Origin of the sequence: Streptomyces sp. NRRL S-378 (assembly GCF_000720645.1) — a bacterium.
GTDB lineage: Bacteria > Actinomycetota > Actinomycetes > Streptomycetales > Streptomycetaceae > Streptomyces.
In genome coordinates this window covers 1-18,883 of record NZ_JOBX01000064.1, presented here as the reverse complement: position 1 = coordinate 18,883, position 18,883 = coordinate 1, and the positions used below count along the sequence as shown (strand labels likewise).

The 18,883-nt window shown below is 71.4% G+C and carries 17 protein-coding genes; 6 read left to right on the top strand and 11 right to left on the bottom strand.

All coding sequences use genetic code 11. The annotated features are described in order from the left end of the window. Positions 1-41: 41 nt before the first annotated feature. Positions 42-4,001 carry a hypothetical protein gene (locus tag IH80_RS46390; protein WP_051810176.1) on the bottom strand — a complete coding sequence of 1,320 codons (3,960 nt, stop codon included), beginning with the start codon at positions 3,999-4,001 and terminating at the stop codon, positions 42-44. Between the two features lie 97 nt (positions 4,002-4,098). After that, entirely contained in the window at positions 4,099-4,545 is a 447-nt protein-coding gene (locus IH80_RS0131610) for an ATP-binding protein (RefSeq protein WP_030965040.1), read from the bottom strand. Positions 4,546-4,650: 105 nt separating this feature from the next. On the opposite strand from IH80_RS0131610, the gene IH80_RS0131605 reads away from it, so the two are divergent. Both IH80_RS0131605 and IH80_RS0131600 read left to right on the top strand, forming a co-directional pair. Next, on the top strand, positions 4,651-5,517 hold the full coding sequence (locus IH80_RS0131605; protein ID WP_420708889.1) for a helix-turn-helix domain-containing protein: 867 nt from the start codon (positions 4,651-4,653) through the stop codon (positions 5,515-5,517). Then, positions 5,514-5,702, top strand: a complete 189-nt coding sequence (locus IH80_RS0131600; RefSeq protein ID WP_030965038.1) for a DUF397 domain-containing protein — start codon at positions 5,514-5,516, stop codon at positions 5,700-5,702. Before IH80_RS0131605 ends, IH80_RS0131600 begins: the two co-directional genes overlap by 4 nt. Positions 5,703-5,714: 12 nt before the next feature. Here the strand turns inward: IH80_RS0131600 and IH80_RS0131595 are convergent, their stop codons facing one another. Further along, positions 5,715-6,332 (bottom strand): flavodoxin family protein, encoded by a 618-nt coding sequence (locus IH80_RS0131595; protein ID WP_030965036.1) that lies wholly within the window; start codon positions 6,330-6,332, stop codon positions 5,715-5,717. 261 nt (positions 6,333-6,593) lie between these two features. Here IH80_RS0131595 and IH80_RS0131590 point away from each other — a divergent pair, with 261 nt between their 5' ends. Further along, a complete protein-coding gene (locus IH80_RS0131590) occupies positions 6,594-6,845 on the top strand; it encodes a hypothetical protein (protein ID WP_030965035.1) in 252 nt (83 codons plus the stop codon). 354 nt (positions 6,846-7,199) lie between these two features. Here the strand turns inward: IH80_RS0131590 and IH80_RS0131585 are convergent, their stop codons facing one another. The 4 genes from IH80_RS0131585 to IH80_RS0131575 all read right to left on the bottom strand — a co-directional run bounded on the left by IH80_RS0131585 (position 7,200) and on the right by IH80_RS0131575 (position 10,287). Further along, positions 7,200-8,057, bottom strand: coding sequence for a DUF4239 domain-containing protein (locus IH80_RS0131585; RefSeq protein WP_078906847.1), 858 nt, complete (start codon positions 8,055-8,057; stop codon positions 7,200-7,202). Between the two features lie 66 nt (positions 8,058-8,123). Next, a complete protein-coding gene (locus IH80_RS0131580; protein ID WP_051810175.1) occupies positions 8,124-8,420 on the bottom strand; it encodes a hypothetical protein in 297 nt (98 codons plus the stop codon). 30 nt (positions 8,421-8,450) lie between these two features. Beyond that, a complete protein-coding gene (locus IH80_RS45025) occupies positions 8,451-8,627 on the bottom strand; it encodes a hypothetical protein (protein WP_158943698.1) in 177 nt (58 codons plus the stop codon). Between the two features lie 100 nt (positions 8,628-8,727). After that, positions 8,728-10,287 (bottom strand): APC family permease, encoded by a 1,560-nt coding sequence (locus IH80_RS0131575; RefSeq protein ID WP_030965032.1) that lies wholly within the window; start codon positions 10,285-10,287, stop codon positions 8,728-8,730. Positions 10,288-10,616: 329 nt separating this feature from the next. Here IH80_RS0131575 and IH80_RS41125 point away from each other — a divergent pair, with 329 nt between their 5' ends. The 3 genes from IH80_RS41125 (at position 10,617) to IH80_RS39930 (ending at position 13,325) form a co-directional block, all read left to right on the top strand. After that, complete coding sequence (locus IH80_RS41125) at positions 10,617-11,303, top strand: hypothetical protein (RefSeq protein ID WP_051810174.1); 687 nt, start codon at positions 10,617-10,619, stop codon at positions 11,301-11,303. A gap of 99 nt (positions 11,304-11,402) precedes the next feature. Next, entirely contained in the window at positions 11,403-12,503 is a 1,101-nt protein-coding gene (locus IH80_RS0131565; RefSeq protein ID WP_030965029.1) for a DNA alkylation repair protein, read from the top strand. A gap of 54 nt (positions 12,504-12,557) precedes the next feature. Further along, positions 12,558-13,325: a hypothetical protein gene (locus tag IH80_RS39930; protein WP_051810173.1), complete on the top strand. Its 768-nt coding sequence runs from the start codon at positions 12,558-12,560 to the stop codon at positions 13,323-13,325. Between the two features lie 60 nt (positions 13,326-13,385). Here IH80_RS39930 and IH80_RS0131555 read toward each other — a convergent pair whose 3' ends face one another. From IH80_RS0131555 to IH80_RS0131540, 4 genes are all read right to left on the bottom strand, one after another. Then, entirely contained in the window at positions 13,386-14,849 is a 1,464-nt protein-coding gene (locus IH80_RS0131555; protein ID WP_030965028.1) for an aldehyde dehydrogenase family protein, read from the bottom strand. Next, complete coding sequence (locus IH80_RS0131550; RefSeq protein WP_030965026.1) at positions 14,846-16,585, bottom strand: N-acyl-D-amino-acid deacylase family protein; 1,740 nt, start codon at positions 16,583-16,585, stop codon at positions 14,846-14,848. Before IH80_RS0131550 ends, IH80_RS0131555 begins: the two co-directional genes overlap by 4 nt. Before the next feature lie 169 nt (positions 16,586-16,754). Further along, positions 16,755-17,879, bottom strand: coding sequence for an LLM class flavin-dependent oxidoreductase (locus tag IH80_RS0131545; protein WP_030965025.1), 1,125 nt, complete (start codon positions 17,877-17,879; stop codon positions 16,755-16,757). Positions 17,880-17,988: 109 nt separating this feature from the next. Then, a complete protein-coding gene (locus IH80_RS0131540) occupies positions 17,989-18,774 on the bottom strand; it encodes an SDR family NAD(P)-dependent oxidoreductase (protein WP_030965024.1) in 786 nt (261 codons plus the stop codon). Positions 18,775-18,883: the final 109 nt, after the last annotated feature.

The window sequence follows — 18,883 nt, the reverse complement described above, 5'->3', positions numbered from 1 at the left end:
CATGCGATCGGACGGGCCCCGGTTCACGTCTCAGCGGATCCTCAGGACGTGAACCAGCCGTTCAGGTCGGCGATCACGTCGGTGGAGCCGGAGTTGTTGAAGAACGTCACCCTGCCGTCCACGACGGGGACGACCACCAGGTTGGAGACGGTCTGCCCGGCCGTGAAGTTGAGGTTGGAGACGCCCGGCCTTCCGGTCCCGTGCGGGTGGACGATCAGGTGGCCCGCCTCGGTCGTGTTGGTGACGGTGACGTTCAGGACCACCGCGGTCACCCCGGTGAGCGGCACGCCCTCGACGCCGGCCACCTGCAGACTGACGATGCTGCCCCCGCGGACGGCGCCAGCGCGGGCGCCGGTCCCGTCACGGGTGTCGAGGAGCCGGACCGGAGCGCCGGCCGAGAAGGCCGACCCCTCGGCCGCGTAGTAGCCGGTGACGTCGGCGATCAGGTCCACCGAACCGGAGTTGTTGCGCAGGTCGACCTTGCCGTTGACGACCGGCACCGTCACCAGGTTGGGGACGATCTGGCCGGGCGTGAAGTTGAGGTTCGACACCCCCGGTGCGGCCTGGCCGTTCGGATAGACCGTGATGTGTCCCGCCTCTGTCGGCTGGACCGCGGTCACGTTCATGACGACCGCCGTGACCCCGGTCGCGGGGACGCCCTTCACACCGGCCACCTGGAGGGTGACGACCCCGCCCGGACCGACCCGTTCCTTCTTCGCACCCGTACCGTCACGGGTGTCCAGGAACCGCGCGGGCGTGACCGGGTTCAGCGCGGAGCCGGCCCCGGCCTGGTCCGTGTAGTAGCCGGTGACGTCGGCGATCAGGTCCACCGACCCCGCGTTGTTCCGCAGGTCGACCTTGCCGTTCAGTACCGGCACCGTCACCAGGTTCGGCACGATCTGCCCCGGCGAGAAGTTGAGGTTCGACACCGAGGGCCTGGGCTGCCCGTTCGGGTAGACCATCACGTGTCCCGCCTCGGTCGGCTGCACCGCGGTCACGTTCATGACGACCGCCGTGACCCCCGTCGCCGGGATGCCCTTGACGCCCGCGACCTGGAGGGTGACGACCCCGCCCGGACCGACCCGTTCCTTCTTCGCACCCGTACCGTCCCGGGTGTCCAGGAACCGCGCGGGGCCGTGCGGCACGAACCGGCTCTCGGTGGCGGTCGTCGGTGCCGTCACGGTGTACGCCTTGGTGATCCGGTGCCCGATGTAGAGGCCCACGTCGTACAGGCCCGGCTGCAGGCCGGTCGTGTCGACCAGCACCTTCATCGAGGTCCCGTCCGGGCTGACGGAGAGCGGCTTCAGGTAGGGGCCGTCCTCGTACTGCGTCCCGCTGGGCATCAGCATGAGGTCGGGGGCGAGGGTGAGGTTCTGTCCGTGGACGACCGCCTGGTTCCACGTCCCGGCGGGGCCGGTCGCCGGGCTGATCCCGGACACCCATGGCTTCGGCTGCTGCCCGTTGCATGACGTGACGCAGGATCCCCGCAGGGTGAACTCGACCGGCAGGACCGTCCTGGCCGCGCTCAGCATCAGAACGGCCTGGCCCGCCCGGGCGTCGCTCTCGGCGGAGCACAGGGTGTTGAACCCGCCGTCGCACCGGTAACCGGAGGACGTTCCGGAGCCTTCCCAGCCCTGGGCGGCGAGCAGGCTCAGTTCAGGGGTGGCCGGGCTGGCGAGGTCGTTGGACGTGCTCACCCCGCCGACGCCGAAACTCTGTGAGGGCTTCATGTCGACGACCGCGCAGTAGGCGCTCGCGGTCTGCGTCAGCACACCGCTGCGCTCCGGGAAGCCCTCCACCGAGATCCGGTTCACGGTGCACTCGGGCACCCAGCCGACGGACGTGCCGACCTTCCAGGTGTCCACCTCCGCGTGCACCGGCTTGCCCGCGTAGCCCGTGGTGTGGACGACCGCGACGTACGACGTGGATCCGGTGACCCGGCAGGCCGCGGTGTACTGCCGGCATCTGTACGTGCCGGCCGCGTCGACCACCTGCAGCGTCGCCGAGGGGTCGTCCTTGCCTCCGGCGGTCCGGGCGCTCAGCCAGAACTTGTCGGTGGCGGATCCGCTCACCCGGACACACCGGGCGTCGAGAGCCGAGGTCAGGTCGAAGGACACGGCCTGACCGCCGACCTTCGTCGACACCGGGGCGGTGCAGTTCGCCGTCGCCGAGATGTCCCGCCGGGCCAGCTTGTAGGTTTCCGGGGCCTGTCCGACCATCATGACGGTGTAGGGGGTGCCGGACGCGAGCGGGCAGGTCACGACGGACCCGCCGATGCACGCGATGTTGCCGGCGGGATCGGCGGCGTAGAACGTCGCGGCCTGCCGGTTGAAGGGGGCGGAGTAGGCCAGCACTTCGGCGGCCGCGTGCTGGGCGGCGGGCAGGCTCAGACAGGTCTGCAGTGCGCCCGCGGTCAGCGACGCCTCCGCGCCCACCGATGCGTCGAAGCCGGTCTGCGGCCAGGCCGCGCATCCCGCGGCCTCGCCGGTCCGGTGGACCGCCAGCCCGTACGCCTTCGACGGCGTGCCGGTCAGGACGGCCCGGAAGGGCGCGGTCCCGGTCAGCTTGCAGACCGGGTGGTAACCGGAGTACTCGCACTGCTTGAGGCCGGCCGCGTCGTACACCAGGACCCCGACGGTCTCCCCGCCTGCGGGCCTCCGGTCGAGCAGGTACACGCCCTTGCCCGAGGCGGTCGGCAGGGTCAGGCACAGCTTCTGCCCGGGTCCGCCGAAGGTGCCGGTCACCGGTCCGGCGACGAGCCCGTTGTCGTGGGTGGCGGTACAGCCCCGGCTCTCCTTGGCGGAGTGGAAGGCCATACCGAAGGCGGTGGGGGCCTCGGGCCGGGGAGTGGCCGCCCAGGTGTGGTCGCCGGCGGGCAGGTCGCAGGCCCCGTACTGGCAGAGTCCGGGCATCGCGGCACCGGCCGCGGTGAACAGCGTCCCGGCGGGGGCGGAACCGGACGCCACCGGACCGAAGGAGTGCCAGGCCGGCGCAGACACCCGCAGGGTGCGGCAGCGCGTTGTCGAGCTCAGGTCCGGGGAGACCCCGAACGGCTGCGGCTCCACCACCTCGCAGCCTTCCGGCTTCGACAGGCGCGCCAGGGTGACGTCGTAGGCCGCCTGGCCCGACCCGAGGGCACTGAGCGCCGTCATGCGGAACGGCGCGGTTCCGGTGAGCTTGCAGTCGAGCGGGACGCTCCCCGAGTTCTGCCAGTCGCGCACACCGGCGCAGATCTGCTTGCCGGTCGCGTCGTAGACGATGTGGTGGATGTCCTTGGAGGACGAGTAGCTGCGGAGCACATCGTTCGCGACCAGGTCCAGCGCGTAGCAGTCACCTGCCGAGCCGGCCGGCAGGGAGCCCTGGAACGTCTTGGGGGCGCCGAGTGCGCGGTCCGCCGGAGCGACCGTCCTACAGGTGACGGACGAGGCCAGCGGCAGGTACGAGGCCCAGATCTGGGTCTGCGAGCCGGTACCGTTCTCCACCTTCATCGCGTAGGTACCCGCCTGAGTGACGGGGCAGCGGACGGCTCCGTACGCGTAGTCGGCAGAACCCAGGACGTGCTCGCACGTGAGGGTGGCACCCGTGGGCGACACCAGCTTGGGCCGGATGATCCCGGGCGACGTCACCACCTGCAGGACGACCACGTCCGGTGCGGGCACCGCGATGGAGAAGGACGCCGTCGTGTTCGTCTCGACCGCACAGTTGACGATCGTGCTCGGCTGCAGGGCCGTCGGGCAGGCGCCGGCGGCCTGGCCGCTCTGCTGGAGCGAGCTCAGTACCGCCTCGCGGTCTCCGGCCGGGTCCGTCTTCGGCGCGGTGGCCGTGGGGCCCGCCTCGGGAGCGGTGGAGACGGGTGCGCCGGCCTGCGGTGAGGCGGTGGGGGCGGGCGGCTGCGTCGCCGCGGCGGCGACCCCCGCCTGGCCGGTGAACGATGCCAGTACGGCGAGCAGCAGGGCCCCGGAAGCGACTGCGGCCCTGCCCCTCCCCGGTCTCTCGCGCACTCTTCTGCCCATCGGCAGCGATCTCATGGAGCCCCCAGCTCAGCAGGTCCTCGTCCTGTGTCCCTCACACGACGGGCAGGCGGAGCTTATCCACCCCCTAGAAGGGCTCCGCAGGGGGGCGTCGCCGGGCCAGCTCGGCCCAGACCGTCTTGCCGACGATGCGGTCCGTGACGCCCCAGTCGGTGGCAACGGCGTCCACGATGCGCAGGCCGTAGCCGGACTCCGCCGCGTACGCGTGCGGCTGCACGGCCGGGCGGCGGTCGCGGCGGGCATCGGAGACCTCGATGCGCAGGAAGTCCTCCAGGAGCGTCAGCCTCAGCTCGAAGTCCCGCCCCGGGACGCGGCCGTGGCACACGGCGTTGGCGGCGAGCTCGGCCACGAGGAGCCCGGTGTCGGCGGACAGGGCGGTGGATTCGGGGAAGCCCCACGCGTCGAGCTCGACGAGGGCCAGCTGTCGGGCGAGCCGGGCCCCGCGGCGGGTGCTGGTGAAACGCTGAGTGAACACGCGTACGAGGGTCCGGGTGCGGCCGGAAGGTGCGGTCATGCCGCCAACATCCCGCCCGACCAGGCTCGTTCAACACCACCCGGACTCGTACAAACCAACTGTACGAGTCCACTCCCTGGACAGGCGCGGTCACGGTGCGTGAGTCTGCTGTCGGGGATCGGGGAGGTGACGGCCGTGGTGAGTGCCGACGACAGCGGTGACGGCGAGGTCGAGCCGGACGACAATCTGCGCAGCTTCGGCGAGACGGTCAAGGCCTCCCGCAAACGCGCCGGTCTGACCCAGGAGCAACTGGCGTCGCTGATCGGGTACTCGGTGCAGTACGTCGGCTCGGTGGAGCAGGGCCGCCGCCACCCGTCGCAGAAGTTCGTGACCAAGACGGAAGCGGTCCTGGACACCTTCGGCGTGATCGACATCGCCGCGAAGCAGCTGACCCGGCGTCGGGGGCTGGCGACGTGGTTCCGGCGGTGGGCGGAGCTGGAGGAGGTGGCCGTCACCCTCAATACGTACGAGTGCCGGTCCGTACCGGGGCTCCTCCAGCCGGAGGCGTACGCCCGCGCCCTCATCGACAGCGTCCCGCCTCTGGCCACCCCGGAGGAGGCGGAGGCCCGTGTCGCGATGCGGCTGGAACGGCAGAAGCTGCTGCACCGCGTCCCCTACGCCCTCTTCAGCTTCGTCATCGAGCAGGCGCTGATCGAGCGGCGGACGGGCGGGCCGCAGGTCACGCGGGAGCTGATCGACCGCCTCCTGGAGTGGGGAGAGCTCCCCAACGTGGACGTCCAGATCATGCCGTTGGTCCAGCCGGTGCACGCGGGCACCGACGGCCCCTTCCGCCTCCTGGAAACCGATGAACACGAGTGGCTGGGCTACACCGAGGGACAGCAGACGGGCCAGGTCATTTCCGACCCGAAAGACATCAGCCTTCTCCACCAGCGGTATGCCAAACTTCGCATCCAGGCCCTCAACCCTGCTGACAGCACGGGCCTGTTGATGCGAATGCGAGGTTCCCTGTGAACAGCTCCGACTTGCGGTGGTTCAAGAGCAGCTACAGCGGAAGCCAGGGCGACGACTGCGTCGAGGTCGCCGCCTGCCCCGGCGCCGTGCACGTCCGGGACTCCAAGGTGACGGCCGGCCCCGAGCTGGCCGTCACCCCGGACGTCTGGACCGCCTTCCTGGGCGGCGTCACCGCCACCCGCTGAACGGCGGCGCGGCTACCGCTCCCCGCCCTCCTCCTCCGAGGGGAACCGGGCGAGCGGGGCCTCGCGCTCGAAGAAGGTCTTGGCGCGGGTGATCGCGCGCTCGTCGCCGCGGACCTGGCCGGGCCGGGAGCCGTTGCCGAGCAGGACCCCGCCGAAGCGCATCCCCAGGTAGGCCGCCGAGTGGTTGAGGGCGGTGATCAGACCGTCGGCGCGGACCTCGTCCTCCTCGGCCATCGCCGTGACGCCCCACAGGGTGCGGCCGGCCATCCGCTTCTTGAAGTCCAGGCCGGGCACGCCCAGCCAGCCGGACCAGTAGTCGAGGTAGCGCTTGGTGTTCGCGGAGACGGTGTACCAGTACAGGGGCGAGGCGATCACGATGTCGGTGGCCTCCAGCGTGAGGCGGCGCAGCTCCTCCTCGCGCTCGCCCACCGGCCAGGTCCCGTCCTCGTGCCGGCCGTCCTGGAAATCGGGCAGAGGGTCCTTCGCCAGGTCCACCCAGCGCTGCGGAATGCCGGCGGGCAGCTGCTCGGCCGCCGCCCGGGCGAGGATCTCGGTGTTGCCGTCCGGGCGGGAGCTGCCAAGGACGAAGAGGAACGAACGGTCGGTATCGGCAAGTCTGTCGGTCGTCATGTGACCTGCAACGGCCGCTGCTTGCGGAGCCATTCCGTCCGCGTGCGGGCGGCTGTCATCCCCTCGACGGCGGGACCGGCGGCCAGGGAGCATGACAGCCGGACGCATCGAGGGAACGGATCGGCATGCCCGGCGTGCAGAGGCCGCCACCGGGGCCGGCCGCGCCCTGGCGGACCGCCTCGGCCTGCCGTTCCACTTCTCCGACCCGGACGACCCGGGCTACGACGCGCCGCGACGGCGGCCCCGAGAGAGGAACGACCCGTGCCCGGACAACGCAGACGCAAGGAGAGGCAGCAGCGGGACGAGCGCCACGGGCCGGAGAGAGTCCCCGGTCGCTGGGAGCCGCGGTTCGAGTCGCAGGAGCATGCGGAGGTGCGGGACTTCCTGCGCCGTCTTCGATCCGAGGGCACCGCCACCGACCCGGCAGGCATCCGGATCGACACGTTCTGCGGCCGCCTCACCCACCCGACGAGCCACCGGGTGAGCGTCTACGTCCCCGACCCGTCCGCCTGATCGCGGTCACCGGTGCCGGTGCCGGCGGCGGTGCCGGTGCCGGAAAAGGCTGAACGGCTCGCGTGAAACCAGATACGAGGCCTGTCGCTCCCCCCGAGGCAGCGGCACGCGCGGCTGGTCCGGAGCCGTCAGCGGGTTCGATCCTAGGCTGTGCCGGCCCGCCACGGAAAGGATATTTCCGCAGGTCAGGCCGGGCGTGGCCGATAGTCGCCCCCGGCCTGAATGCATCCGGCACCGACATCGGCGCCGGAACCGCAGGCCCGGGTGCAGGTCCCCGGCGTCAAACGGAATCCGCCACACGCGGTAACGGGGCCGATACCGGCCACATTCCCCCGCGGGTCGCCGACCCGACGGCTACCGGCCGGCGCCCTGCTCCCGCACCTGCGGCCGAACCGGCGGGACGTCGGCGCCGGCGTCGGCCCCGGCCGCCCAGAACTGCGCCAGGACCGCCTCCTTGTACGGGTCCGGACGCACGCTCAGGTCCCCGGCGAAGGGCCGGTCCAGGGCCACCACCAGGAGCAGGCTGAAGCCGATCAGCCCGGCGACCGCCGACACGAAGAGCAGTTGCATCTTCAGGCTGCGCAGGCCGAACAGGAAGGTGAGGGGGACGATCACGACGGCGCCCCCGTACACGAGGACCTGGAGCAGGACCGGCAGCGAGGTCTCGGCCATCGTGATGCGGGCGCGGCGTTGCGAGTTGAGGTCGCTCAGGCGGGTGACCGCTTCCGCGTAGAAGGTCTCGGCGCGGGGGCCCTGGGGCTCGTAGGCCATGAGGGCCTGGTAGAGGGCGTGCGTCTGGGCACCGGTCGCCTCGTAGCTCGGCCGTCCCTCGCGCATCAGCGGCCACTGCACCTCGACGACGGCGTGCGCGTACGCGCCGACGGCCGCGTGCACCCGGGCGCGGTCGGCGGCGGGGAAGGCGTCGGCGCTGCGCACGACGGCGGCCAGGTCGCTGGCCTCGGTCGCGACGATGCTCTGGGTGTTCTCCCGCTGCGTCCAAAGGGTGACGACGACGAAGGCGAGGATGATGCCGTAGATCGCGCCGAACATGCCGAGCGCGACCCCGACCATCTCGTTGTGCTCGCCCTGCGCCAGGTGCGGGAAGCGGCGGCGGGCGGCCGTGCTCCCGGCCACGGCCAGGCCGGTGAGGCCGCCCACGAGGAGGACGGCGATGACGAGGGTGCTGACGTGATTGAGCAGCCAGAGGATCATGCGCTGCTCAACGAACGCCTCCGGCCGCCGTACCGCCCCCCGTACCGCCGCCCGTACCGGCGTGGATCAGTCGACCTTCGGGGTCTTCGGGAGCCCGGCGTCCAGGGCCGACCCGGCACCCCCGAGCGAGCTGTCGGTCGCCTTCGCGGCGGAGCCGACCGCGCCCTGGGTCACCGCGACCGCCGTCTTCGTGTCCTGGACGGTCTGCGCGGGGTGGTCGGCGATCTCGACGACGCGGCCGACGAGCGGCGCCGCCCCGGTCGCCGCGGACGGCTCGTCGGCGGCGTGCGCGGCGGGAACGAGTGCGAGGGCCGCGCCCCCGGACAGGACCAGGGCGGCAAGGGTGCGCTTCATGGCAGTCATGCCCGTCCCAACGACCCCGCCATCCCGGGGTCACCACCCGCCCACCACTTTGGTGGGACTCCCTTTCGTCCACCACCGCTGTTCGTCGTCGGCCCAGACGCCCGACGGCGCGCCGCGGGCCGCCCGCTGCGGTGACGTCGTCGAGGAGGTCGGGGCGAGAGCCTCGCCGCCGGTGTACCCGCCCTCGGCGGGGGCGAGCAGTACCACCTCGAATAGGCCACCGCCGGGAACGCCGGCGGCCCCGGATCGGGGGAATCGATCCGGGGCCGCGGGGATGACTCGGCGGGTGGCGTTGCGGTGGGGGTGGTCAGTCCTCGACCACCAGGGACGGGGTGGACTTCGTCAGGACCTCGCCGCGGAAGAAGGCGGGGCTGCGGCGCTCGGTGACGAACATGATCACCAGGCCGAGGGCCAGCAGGCCGACGCCGATGATGAAGACGCTGCCGACGCCGAGGACGGTGGAACCGGATCCGTAGGCCGGGTCCCACATGTCGAAGAGGGTCTTGCAGAAGACCGCGGCCAGCAGCAGTCCGCCCAGGACCGGGAAGACGCCCTTGAAGAACAGGTCGCGGGAGGAGCGGCGCAGCTCGGCGCGGAAGTACCAGGCGCAGGCGAAGGCGGTCAGCGAGTAGTAGAAGCAGATCATCAGGCCGAGCGCGAAGATCGTGTCGGTCAGGACGTTCTCGCTGACCAGGGTCATCACCGTGTAGAAGAGCCCGGTGGCGGCGCCCGCCATGACGGTGGCGCGGCCCGGGGTCTTGAAGCGCGGGTGGACCTTGGCGTAGGAGGGCGGCAGCGCCTCGTACGTCGACATCGCGAGGACCGTGCGGGCCACCGGGATGAAGGTGGTCTGCAGGGAGGCCGCGGCGGAGGCCAGGACGGCGACGAAGAGCAGGAGGCCGAGGACCGGGCCCATCACCGGGCCGGCGAGGGCCGCGAAGACGTTGTCGGAGGTCTCCTCGTTGGCGAGGCCGAGGCCTTCGCCGCCCGAGCCGACGGCCATCTGGGCCGCGACGCCGGTGGCGAGGTAGGAGCCGACCAGGACGACCATCGCGATGAGCGAGGCGCGGCCGGGGGTCTTCGTGGAGCCGGTGGTCTCCTCGTTGGTGGCCAGGCAGGCGTCCCAGCCCCAGTACATGAAGATCGAGAGCGAGAGTCCGGCGGTGAAGGCCGCCATCGACTCGACCGCGAAGGGGTTCATCCAGGACCAGGAGAAGTCCAGGCCGGTGTCGAAGGTGCCGGCGGAGGCCTTCTGGAAGGCCATCGCGACGAATACGGCGAGCACGACGAGCTGGAGGCCGACTAGGGCGTACTGGACGCCCTTGGTGGCGGTCATGCCGCGGTAGCTGATGGCGGTCGCGACGGCGATCAGGGTCAGGCAGGTGGCGATGTGGACGAGCTTGTTGTCGTCGAGGGCGGCGATCGACGGGTTGTTCGTGATCTCGCCGGCCAGCAGCCAGAAGTAGGAGGTGGCGACACCTGCGAGGTTGGAGAGCACGATGATCGTGGCGATCACCAGGCCCCAGCCGCACATCCAGCCGATCCGCGGACCGAAGGCCTTGACGGTCCAGGTGAACGAGGTGCCGCAGTCCGGCATGGCCTTGTTGAGTTCGCGGTAGGCGAAGGCGACCAGGAGCATCGGGAGGAAGCCGGCGAGGAAGATCGCGGGCATCTGCAGGCCGACCTCGCCGGCGGTGGAGCCGAGGGTCGAGGTCAGGCAGTAGACCGGGGCGACGGTCGAGATGCCGATGACGGCGCTGCCCACGAGCCCTACTGACCCCTTGCCGAGGCCCTTGCCGCGAACATCGCCGTCGGCCACGCCGCTTACCGTGTCTCCGGCCTGAGGCCGAACGTCCAGCTGAGTCATGGGTCAGGACGTTAGATGCTGCGTTTTCCACATCTGGAGGATCGGAGTCCGGAAAGGAAAGGCCTCCGACGCCTTGGAATCTTGAGGTTGAGACTGTTCACAAGCGCTTAATGCAAGGTTCACTCAGACATCCAACGGCGGTTCGACAGGGCCGACCGGGCGGCTTTCATCATGCGGAAACCGCAGGCATGTCCGATTTGCACCATTCCAAAGTTTCCCTCGTGACTTTGCGGTGACCGGTGGTAACGCCGTACGTGGACAGGTTTGCCGCTGACATGACCATCGGCCTAGAGTCGCCGCGATTCAAGATCATTCACGGGGGAGACACCATGCACACGCGCACCACGACACTGCTCGCCTCGGCAGCGGCCGTCACGGCCCTGCTCACCCTCACCGCCTGCGGAGGCGGTGAGGACCAGACCCTCGGCGGCATCGGCTCCGACACCGGCACGGGCACGGGCGGCACCACCGGCGGCGGTCCCGACGAGGGCACCCTGGAGAACCCCACCAAGAACGGCGGGGTCAACGGGAACGCGCCCAAGGACGGCACCGCGTTCCAGAAACTGCCGAAGGCGGGCACCATCGCGGCCGCCGCCCGCTTCGTCAACGGCTTCACCAAGTGCGCCGAGATCACCACCACCCAGGCCGGCTACAAGTACTGGGACCAGGACGTCGCCCGGTACGGCGAGAACTTCTCCGTCGTCGAACGCGGCAGCTGCGACGAGGGCGACACCCGCATCTTCATGATCAAGGACATGAAGAAGTTCCAGACCGCGTACAAGGAGGACATCGCCAAGAAGGCCTCGGAGAACCGGGGCAGCAGCACGACCGGCGTCGTCATCGGCCAGGACTTCACCGTCGGTTCCACCCGCTCCACCGCGATGGCCGCCCTCATCGAGCCCCGGGCGGGGCTGCTCACCCTCAACTGCCACCCGGAGTTCCAGCCGCCGAGCGGCTTCCGCAAGGAGCCGGCCCTGGTGGATGGCTGCGTCCTGACGGACTACCGCAAGAGCTGACGGAGCGACCGGGCGGGACCGACCGGGCGCGGCGTCGGCCACGAGCGCCGCCCCGGACGGACGCCCCCGCCCGGCGACGCGATCCGCGAGACTGTCCCCATGCCCACGGCCGATGAGCTCCTCAGCGCGGACACCGTCACCACCCTGGCCCGCCTTCTCGCCCGGGCCGGCGGCCGCCGGTCCGCGCCCGCCCTGACCGCCCGCGCCGCCGCGCTCGACGGACTGACGTACAGCGGGCGGGTCGCCGCGATCCGCGACGCCGTGCTCGCCGACCTCCCCGAGGACTGGCCCGGCTTCGAGGCCGTGGTGCGCACCGCCCTCGCCGAGCCCGCCTTCGAGGGGTGGATGACCTTCCCCGTCAACGAGGCCGTCGCCGTCCGCGGGCTGGCGGCGTTCGAGCCCGGGCTGGAGCTGCTGCGCGACCTCACCTCGCGGCTGACCGCCGAATCCGCGGTACGCCCCTTCCTGCGCGCCGACCCGGACCGCGCCCTGGCCGTCGTACGGAAGTGGACGGACGATCCGGACCCGCACGTACGCCGCCTCGCCAGCGAAGGCACCCGGCCGCGGCTGCCGTGGGCACCGCAACTGCCCGCCTTCGTCGCCGACCCGCGGCCGGCGCTGCCGGTGCTGGACGCCCTCCACCGCGACCCGTCCGAGTACGTGCGCCGCTCCGTGTCCAACCACCTCAACGACATCAGCCGCGACCACCCCGACCTCGCCGTCGAGACCGCGGCCCGCTGGCTCACCGCAGGGCCCGCCGAGCCCGCCGGCACGACGGACCGCGTCGTACGGCACGGGCTGCGCACGCTGATCAAGGCCGGCCGGCCCGAGGCGCTGACCCTCCTCGGCCACGCCCCGGACGTACCGGTCACCGTGCACGGGCCGGTGGTGACCACGCCGCGCGTCGCCGTCGGGGAGTACCTCGTCTTCGACTACGCGGTCACCAACACCGGTGAGCTCCCGGCCGAGCTGGTGATCGACTACGTCGTGCACCACACCAAGGCGAACGGCACCCGCACCCCGAAGGTGTTCAAGCTCGTCACCCGCCCGCTGGCCCCCGGCGAGACCCTCTCCGGCACCAGGCGGCACTCCTTCAAGCCGATCACCACCCGCCGCTACCACTCCGGCGAGCACCTGGTGCAGCTCCAGGTCAACGGCCGCGTCCGCGGCGAGGCCGTCTTCTCGCTGGACGCGACATGATCACACCTGGCACCCTCGCACCATGACCTACGGAATCGAGTCCCACCCCGCCCGGTGAGCGCCCGCGAAGAGCGCCAGGCGCTCACCTCCCGGACGCCCTCCCTCCACGACTACGCCCTCTTCCGCCACGGCATCGAGCCGGACGGCCGGATCCCCTCCCGCGGCTTCCCCCTCCCCGGGGAGTTCCCCGAGATCGACGAGGACGACGAGCTCGCGTGGGAGCCCGCCGAAGCGGCGGTCGGTGCAGTCCTCGCGCCGCTGCTGGCCGACCCGGACACCGACCGGGCCGCGGAAACCGCACAACTGCAGCTGGCCTCCCTGCCCGTCGAGCCCACGACCGTCCACCGCATCACCTACTGGATCGGCCGCCGCCTAGCGCCGGACGACCCGGTCACCGGCACCGCCAGGTGCCTGGCCCGCCGCCTGGCCCGCACGGGCACCCACCCGGCGGCGGTCCACGCCGGGCTGGGCCTGCTGATCCGGCTCGGCGAGGCCGAGGACGTCCCGCTCCTCCGGACGCTCGGCATGCTCGAGGACTTCGCCGATCCGGCGGTCGAGGCCCTCGACCGGATCGACCGCCACGCGGCCGCGCTGGTGTGGCTGACCCGCCGCGGCGACGAACCCCGCATCCGGCAGCTGATCGACGCGGTGCACTTCGAGTGGCTCGTCCCGGACGACGGCTCCTCGCCGCAGGCGCAGGCGGACGCGGCGATCCGGCGGCTCGCGGCCGGCGATCCCCGCTTCCTCGCGGACCTGCGCCATGCCCGGCGTGAGGACGCCGAGGCCCTCGGCTTCCCCTGGCCCGAGGAGGAAGAGGCGTAGCGGTGCGGGCGGGCCCCTTCCGGGGCCCGCCCGCGGTCCGCACCGTCCGTGCCGGACGGGCTACGTCGTCCAGACGATCGACTGGACCTCGCTGTAGGCGTGCAGGGCGTACGAGCCGACGTCCCGGCCGACACCGCTGCGTTTGAAGCCGCCGAACGGGGCCTCCATGTTGCGGCCGATGGTGTTCACGCCGACGCCGCCCGCGCGCAGCCGCCGCGCCACGCGGAAGGCGCGTGCCGAGTCGCCGGACCACACGTAGCTGAGCAGGCCGAAGTCGCTGTCGTTGGCCAGGGCGACCGCCTCGTCCTCGTCGCCGTCGAAGGGGACGACCACGACGACCGGGCCGAAGATCTCCTCGCGGACCACCCGCATGTCGTTGGTGCAGTCCACGAGCAGGGTCGGCGCGACGTAGAAGCCCCGCCCCTCCCCGACCACCGGACGCTCGCCGCCGTACGCGATCCGCGCGCCCTCCTTCCTCCCCAGCTCGACGTACGACTCCACCCGGTCGCGGTGCGCCGCCGAGATGACCGGGCCGACCACCGTCCCGGCCGCCGCCGGGTCGCCGACCTTCATGAAGGCCAGGTAACCGGTGAGCTTCTCGACGAGCGGCTCGTAGACCGACCGGTGGACGATCACCCGGGTCGGGGCGGTGCAGATCTGGCCGGAGTAGAAGGAGAAGGTGGTCCCGATCCCCATCACCGCCGCGTCCAGGTCGGCGTCCTCGAAGACGATCGCGGCGCCCTTGCCGCCGAGTTCCATCAGCTGCCGCTTCATCGTGCGGCCGCAGACCTCGGCGATGCGCTGTCCGACGGCGGTGGAGCCGGTGAAGGACACCATGTCCACGTACGGGGAGTCCACGGCGGCCTCGCCGACCTCCACCGACTGCCCGGACACGACGTTGACCACGCCCGCCGGGACCCCGGCCTCGTGCAGCGCCTGCGCCATCCTGAACACCGACAGCGGGTCCTGCGGGGCCGGTTTGACGACGACCGTGTTGCCCATGGCGAGAGCGGGGGCCACCTTTCCGGCCGGGTTCGCCCACGGGTTGTTGTACGAGGTGATGCAGGTGACCACACCGACCGGCTGGCGGACCTCCAGCGCGCCCAGGATGCTCGCCCTGCCCATCGGGCCGGCCTCGGTGACCTGCGGCGGCAGTCCCTTCTCGACGGGCTCCAGGGCGCCCCTGGCGTACCGCCGGAAGCGGGCGACGCCCACGCCGACCTGCATGCCGCGGGCGATGCCGGTCGGCGCGCCCGTCTCCGCCTGCGCGAGCGCCGTCCACGGCTCGAACTCCCGCTGCATGATGTCCGCGGCCCGGTCGAGGATCTCCGCGCGGGCCTGCGGCGTCGTGCGCGACCAGCTCTCGAGGGCCTCGGCCGCGGCGCGCGCCGCGTCGGCGACCTGTTCGCGGGAGGCCTCGGGAGCGAGCCCGACCACCGACTCGTCGGCCGGGTTGACCACGTCGTAGTGCCCGCCGGCCGGCTCCACCCACTCGCCGCCGATGTACAGGGGTTGAGCGGTCATCGGGTGCTCACCGTCCTGGTGTCCCGGCCCGACCGGAGCACGATGCCGGGGACGGCCCCGGTCACCTCGTCGTCGCGGATGGTCTCCACGCCGTTGACCCGTACCGAGACGATGCCGATGGCCCGCGCGTCCAGCCGGGGGCTGTCACCGGGCAGGTCGTGGACGAGGGTGGCCGGGCCCGCCTCGATCCGTTCGGGGTCGAAGAGGACCAGGTCCGCGTGGTAGCCCTCGGCGAGGCGGCCGCGCTCGCGCAGCCCGAACAGCCGGGCCGGGTCGTCCGTGAGCATCCGTACGGCCTGTTCCAGCGGTACCAGCTTGCGGCCGCGCAGGCAGTCGCCGAGGAAGCGGGTCGTGTACGGGGCGCCGCACATCCGGTCCAGGTGCGCGCCGGCGTCGGAGCCGCCGAGCATGACGTCCTCGTGCTGCCAGGTCTCGGCGCGCAGGGCCCAGCTCGCCGGGTCGTTGTCGGTGGGCATCGGCCAGAGCACGGTGCGCAGTTCGTCGTTGGCGCAGATCTCCACCAGGCACTGGAAGGGGTCCTGGCCGCGTTCGGCGGCGATGTCGTTCACGACCCGTCCGGAGAGCCCCTCGTTCTCCTTGCTGTAGGTGTCGCCGATGACGTAGCGGCCGAAGTTGGCCAGGCGCCGGAAGACGCCGGCCTCCTTGCTGTCGGCGCGGCGCAGCATCTCGGCGCGTACGCCGGGGTCGCGGAGCTTGGCGATCCGTTCGGGGACGGGCAGGCCGAGGACCTCGCCCCAGCCGGGGATGAGGTTGAGCGCGCAGAAGGTGCCGAGCGACATGTTCATGGGCGTGAGGATCGGCATGGTCAGCGCGACGATGCGGCCGCCGGCCTTGCGGGCGCGTTCGCTGGGGACCAGCTGGCGCGGGACCCGTTCGGGGACGGCGGCGTCGATGGTGAGGACGTTCCAGTTCAGGGGCCTGCCGGCGGCGGCGCTCATGTCGACGAAGAGGTCGATCTCCTCGTCGGAGAACTGGTCGAGGCAGCCGGCGACGATCGCTTCGAGCTGGGTGCCCTCGTGTTCGGCTACGGCGCGGGAGAGCGCGAGCAGTTCGGCGGGCCGGGCGTGCCGGGAGGCGACGGGGGCGCCCGCGCCGTCGGAGTGGGTGGCGGACTGGGTGGTGGACAGGCCCCAGGCGCCGGCGTCCATGGCGTCGTGGAGGAGGTCGAGCATCTGCTGCATCTGCTCGGGGGTGGGCTGTCCGCCGACGGCGTCCTCGCCCATGACGTGGCGGCGCAGGGCGCAGTGCCCGACCATGAAGCCGGCGTTCACGGCGATCCGGCCCTCCAGGGCGTCGAGGTACTCGCCGAAGGTGGACCAGCTCCAGTCGACGCCCTCCTCCAGGGCGGCCAGGGCCATGCCCTCGACCTTGCTCATCATGCGGCGCGTGTAGTCGGCGTCCTCGGGGCGGGCGGGGTTGAGGGGGGCCAGGGTGAAGCCGCAGTTGCCGCCGGCGATGGTGGTGACGCCGTGGTTCATGGAGGGGGTGGCGTAGGGGTCCCAGAAGAGCTGGGCGTCGTAGTGCGTGTGCGGGTCGACGAAGCCGGGGGTGAGGACGAGGCCGGTGGCGTCCTCGCTGGTGCGGGCCTCTTCGGTGACGGTGCCGGGTGCGGCGATGACGGCGATGCGGCCGTCGCGTATGCCGAGGTCCGCGACGCGGGCGGGGGCGCCGGTGCCGTCCACGACGGTCGCGCCCTTGATCAGGTGGTCGAGCATGACGTCCCTTCTGCCGGTGTTCGCGTTGCGCGCCGTGCGCTGGGGCTCCGCCCCCGCATGCCGCGGCCGGAGGCCGCCGGGCGACCGCGGCCTCGGCAGGGCCTCCGGCCGGGGCCGGTGCGGGACGGCGGTCCGGGAAGACGCCGTCCCCGTGGGTGAGCCCGCCGGATCAGGCGGCGGCCTGACGGAAGCGGGTGGTGCGGTGGACCGGGTCCGTGTCGATGTGGGGGATGACGTGCTCGCCGATCAGCTTGATCGTGGTCATCGTGTCCTCGTAGCCGACGCCGGTCGGCAGACCGAAGGAGAGCTGGTCCGCGCCCGCCTGCTCCCAGCGCTTGCACTGGGCCCGGACCTCCGAGGGGTCGCCGCAGATGAGGAGTTCCTCGGCGATCAGCAGCTCGATGATCTCCGCGTTGTACTCGGGGAGGGTCTCGGGCCACTCGGGGATCGCCTCGGGCCGCGGGAAGGTGTCGTGGTAGCGGAAGACCAGCGACTGGAAGCGGTTCATGTTGGCGTTGACCGCGATCTCGACGGCCTTGTCGTGGGTCTCGGCGCAGATGGCGGTGGAGGTGACCATCACGTTGTCGTTGACGAAGGCGCCGATGGCCTTCGCCTCCCTGATGGCCGTCTTGTACTGGTCGAGGACCCACTCCATGTCGGAGACCTTCTGCACGCTGAAGCCCAGCACGCCGAGGCCCTTCCTGGCCGCCATCGCGTAGGAGGACGGCGACCCGGCGGCGTACCACATGGCCGGGTGGGCCTTGCCGTACGGCTTGGGGAAGACCTTCCGCGGCGGCAGCGACCAGTGCTTGCCCTGGAACCCCTCGTACTCCTCCTGGAGGAACATCTTGGGGAACTCCGCGATGGTCTCCTCCCAGATCTCCTTGGTGCCGTTCATGTCCTCGATGCCGGGCAGGAAGCCGAGGATCTCGTGGCTGCCCGCGCCGCGGCCCGTGCCGAACTCGAAGCGGCCCTTGGAGAGGTGGTCGAGCATGGTGACCTTCTCGGCCACCTTGACCGGGTGGTTCACCGGGGCCAGCGGGTTGAAGATGCCGGAGCCGAGGTGGATGCGTTCGGTGGCGTGCGCGAGGTAGCCGAGGAACACCTCGTTCGCCGACAGGTGCGAGTACTCCTCCAGGAAGTGGTGCTCGGAGGCCCAGGCGTACTTGAAGCCGGACTTGTCGGCCTGGATGACGTACTCGGTCTCCTCGACCAGCGCCTTGTGCTCTGCCCCGGGGTCGACCTTGGACCGCGCCTCTGGCACGTATCCCTGCACGAAGAGCCCGAATTCCAAGGGGGGTCACCGTCCTCTGGTTTCTGACGTGTCGTCAGATTTGGTGTCTCGACTGTTCCATCGCGGGACCGCGAGCGTCAATACCTGACGCCTCATCACCTCGCGGCCGCTACAGGATGCTGACGCCCGCCATCCAGCCACCGTCGATGACGAACGGCTGGCCGGTGATGTACGAGGAGTCCTCGCCGGTCAGGAAGAGCGCCAGCCGGGCTATCTCCTCCGGCCGCCCCACCCGCCCCATCGGGACCACCCGCCGGTAGAGATCCGCCATCGCGTCACGGGCCTCGTCGGTCATGTTCGCGGGATCCAGCAAACCCGGATTGGCCATCGGGGTGTCCACCGCGCCCGGGCACATCGCGTTGACCCGGATCCCCTTGGCCGCCAGCTCCAGCGCGGCGACCCGCGTCAGGCCGAGGATCGCCGCCTTCGTCGCGGCGTAGGTGCCCACGTACGCCATGCCCGTCAGGCCGGTGTAGGAGGAGGTGTTGACGATGGTGCCGCCGCCGGCGGCCTCGATCTCGGGCGCCACCGACTTGATGCCGAGGAAGGCACCGACCTGGTTGACCTGGACCACCTGCTGGAACTCCTCCAGCGGGGTCGCCGTCAGCTCGTTGAAGCGCAGGATGCCCGCGTTGTTGACCAGGCCGTCGATCCGGCCGAAGGACTCCTTTGCGGCGGCGACGGCCGCCGCCCAGTCCTCCTCCCGGCTCACGTCCATCCGTACGTACCGGGCCCGGTCCTCGCCGATCTCCTTGGCCACGGCAGCGCCCTGCTCGTCCAGCACGTCCCCGAGGAGCACCTGCGCGCCCTCGGCCGCGAAGAGCCGGGCCTCCTGCTCACCCTGGCCGCGCGCCGCACCGGTGATGATGACGACGCGCCCGTCCAGCTTGCCCATGCCCGTGCTCCTAGGCCGTTTCTTAGCGATCACCTCGCGGACCAGATGTGGATGGCCGCGAGGTGGAGGGCCGCCCGGTAGACCGTGGCCGTTTTGTCGTAGCGGGTGG

What these genes read in the sequence shown, in the direction of transcription:
- IH80_RS0131610 (WP_030965040.1), bottom strand. Translation starts at nt 4,545, where the DNA reads ATGACCGCACCTTCCGGCCGCACCCGGACCCTCGTACGCGTGTTCACT.
- IH80_RS0131595 (WP_030965036.1), bottom strand. Translation starts at nt 6,332, where the DNA reads ATGACGACCGACAGACTTGCCGATACCGACCGTTCGTTCCTCTTCGTC.
- IH80_RS0131585 (WP_078906847.1), bottom strand. Translation starts at nt 8,057, where the DNA reads ATGATCCTCTGGCTGCTCAATCACGTCAGCACCCTCGTCATCGCCGTC.
- IH80_RS0131580 (WP_051810175.1), bottom strand. Translation starts at nt 8,420, where the DNA reads ATGACTGCCATGAAGCGCACCCTTGCCGCCCTGGTCCTGTCCGGGGGC.
- IH80_RS0131575 (WP_030965032.1), bottom strand. Translation starts at nt 10,287, where the DNA reads ATGACTCAGCTGGACGTTCGGCCTCAGGCCGGAGACACGGTAAGCGGC.
- IH80_RS41125 (WP_051810174.1), top strand. Translation starts at nt 10,617, where the DNA reads ATGCACACGCGCACCACGACACTGCTCGCCTCGGCAGCGGCCGTCACG.
- IH80_RS0131565 (WP_030965029.1), top strand. Translation starts at nt 11,403, where the DNA reads ATGCCCACGGCCGATGAGCTCCTCAGCGCGGACACCGTCACCACCCTG.
- IH80_RS0131555 (WP_030965028.1), bottom strand. Translation starts at nt 14,849, where the DNA reads ATGACCGCTCAACCCCTGTACATCGGCGGCGAGTGGGTGGAGCCGGCC.
- IH80_RS0131550 (WP_030965026.1), bottom strand. Translation starts at nt 16,585, where the DNA reads ATGCTCGACCACCTGATCAAGGGCGCGACCGTCGTGGACGGCACCGGC.
- IH80_RS0131540 (WP_030965024.1), bottom strand. Translation starts at nt 18,774, where the DNA reads ATGGGCAAGCTGGACGGGCGCGTCGTCATCATCACCGGTGCGGCGCGC.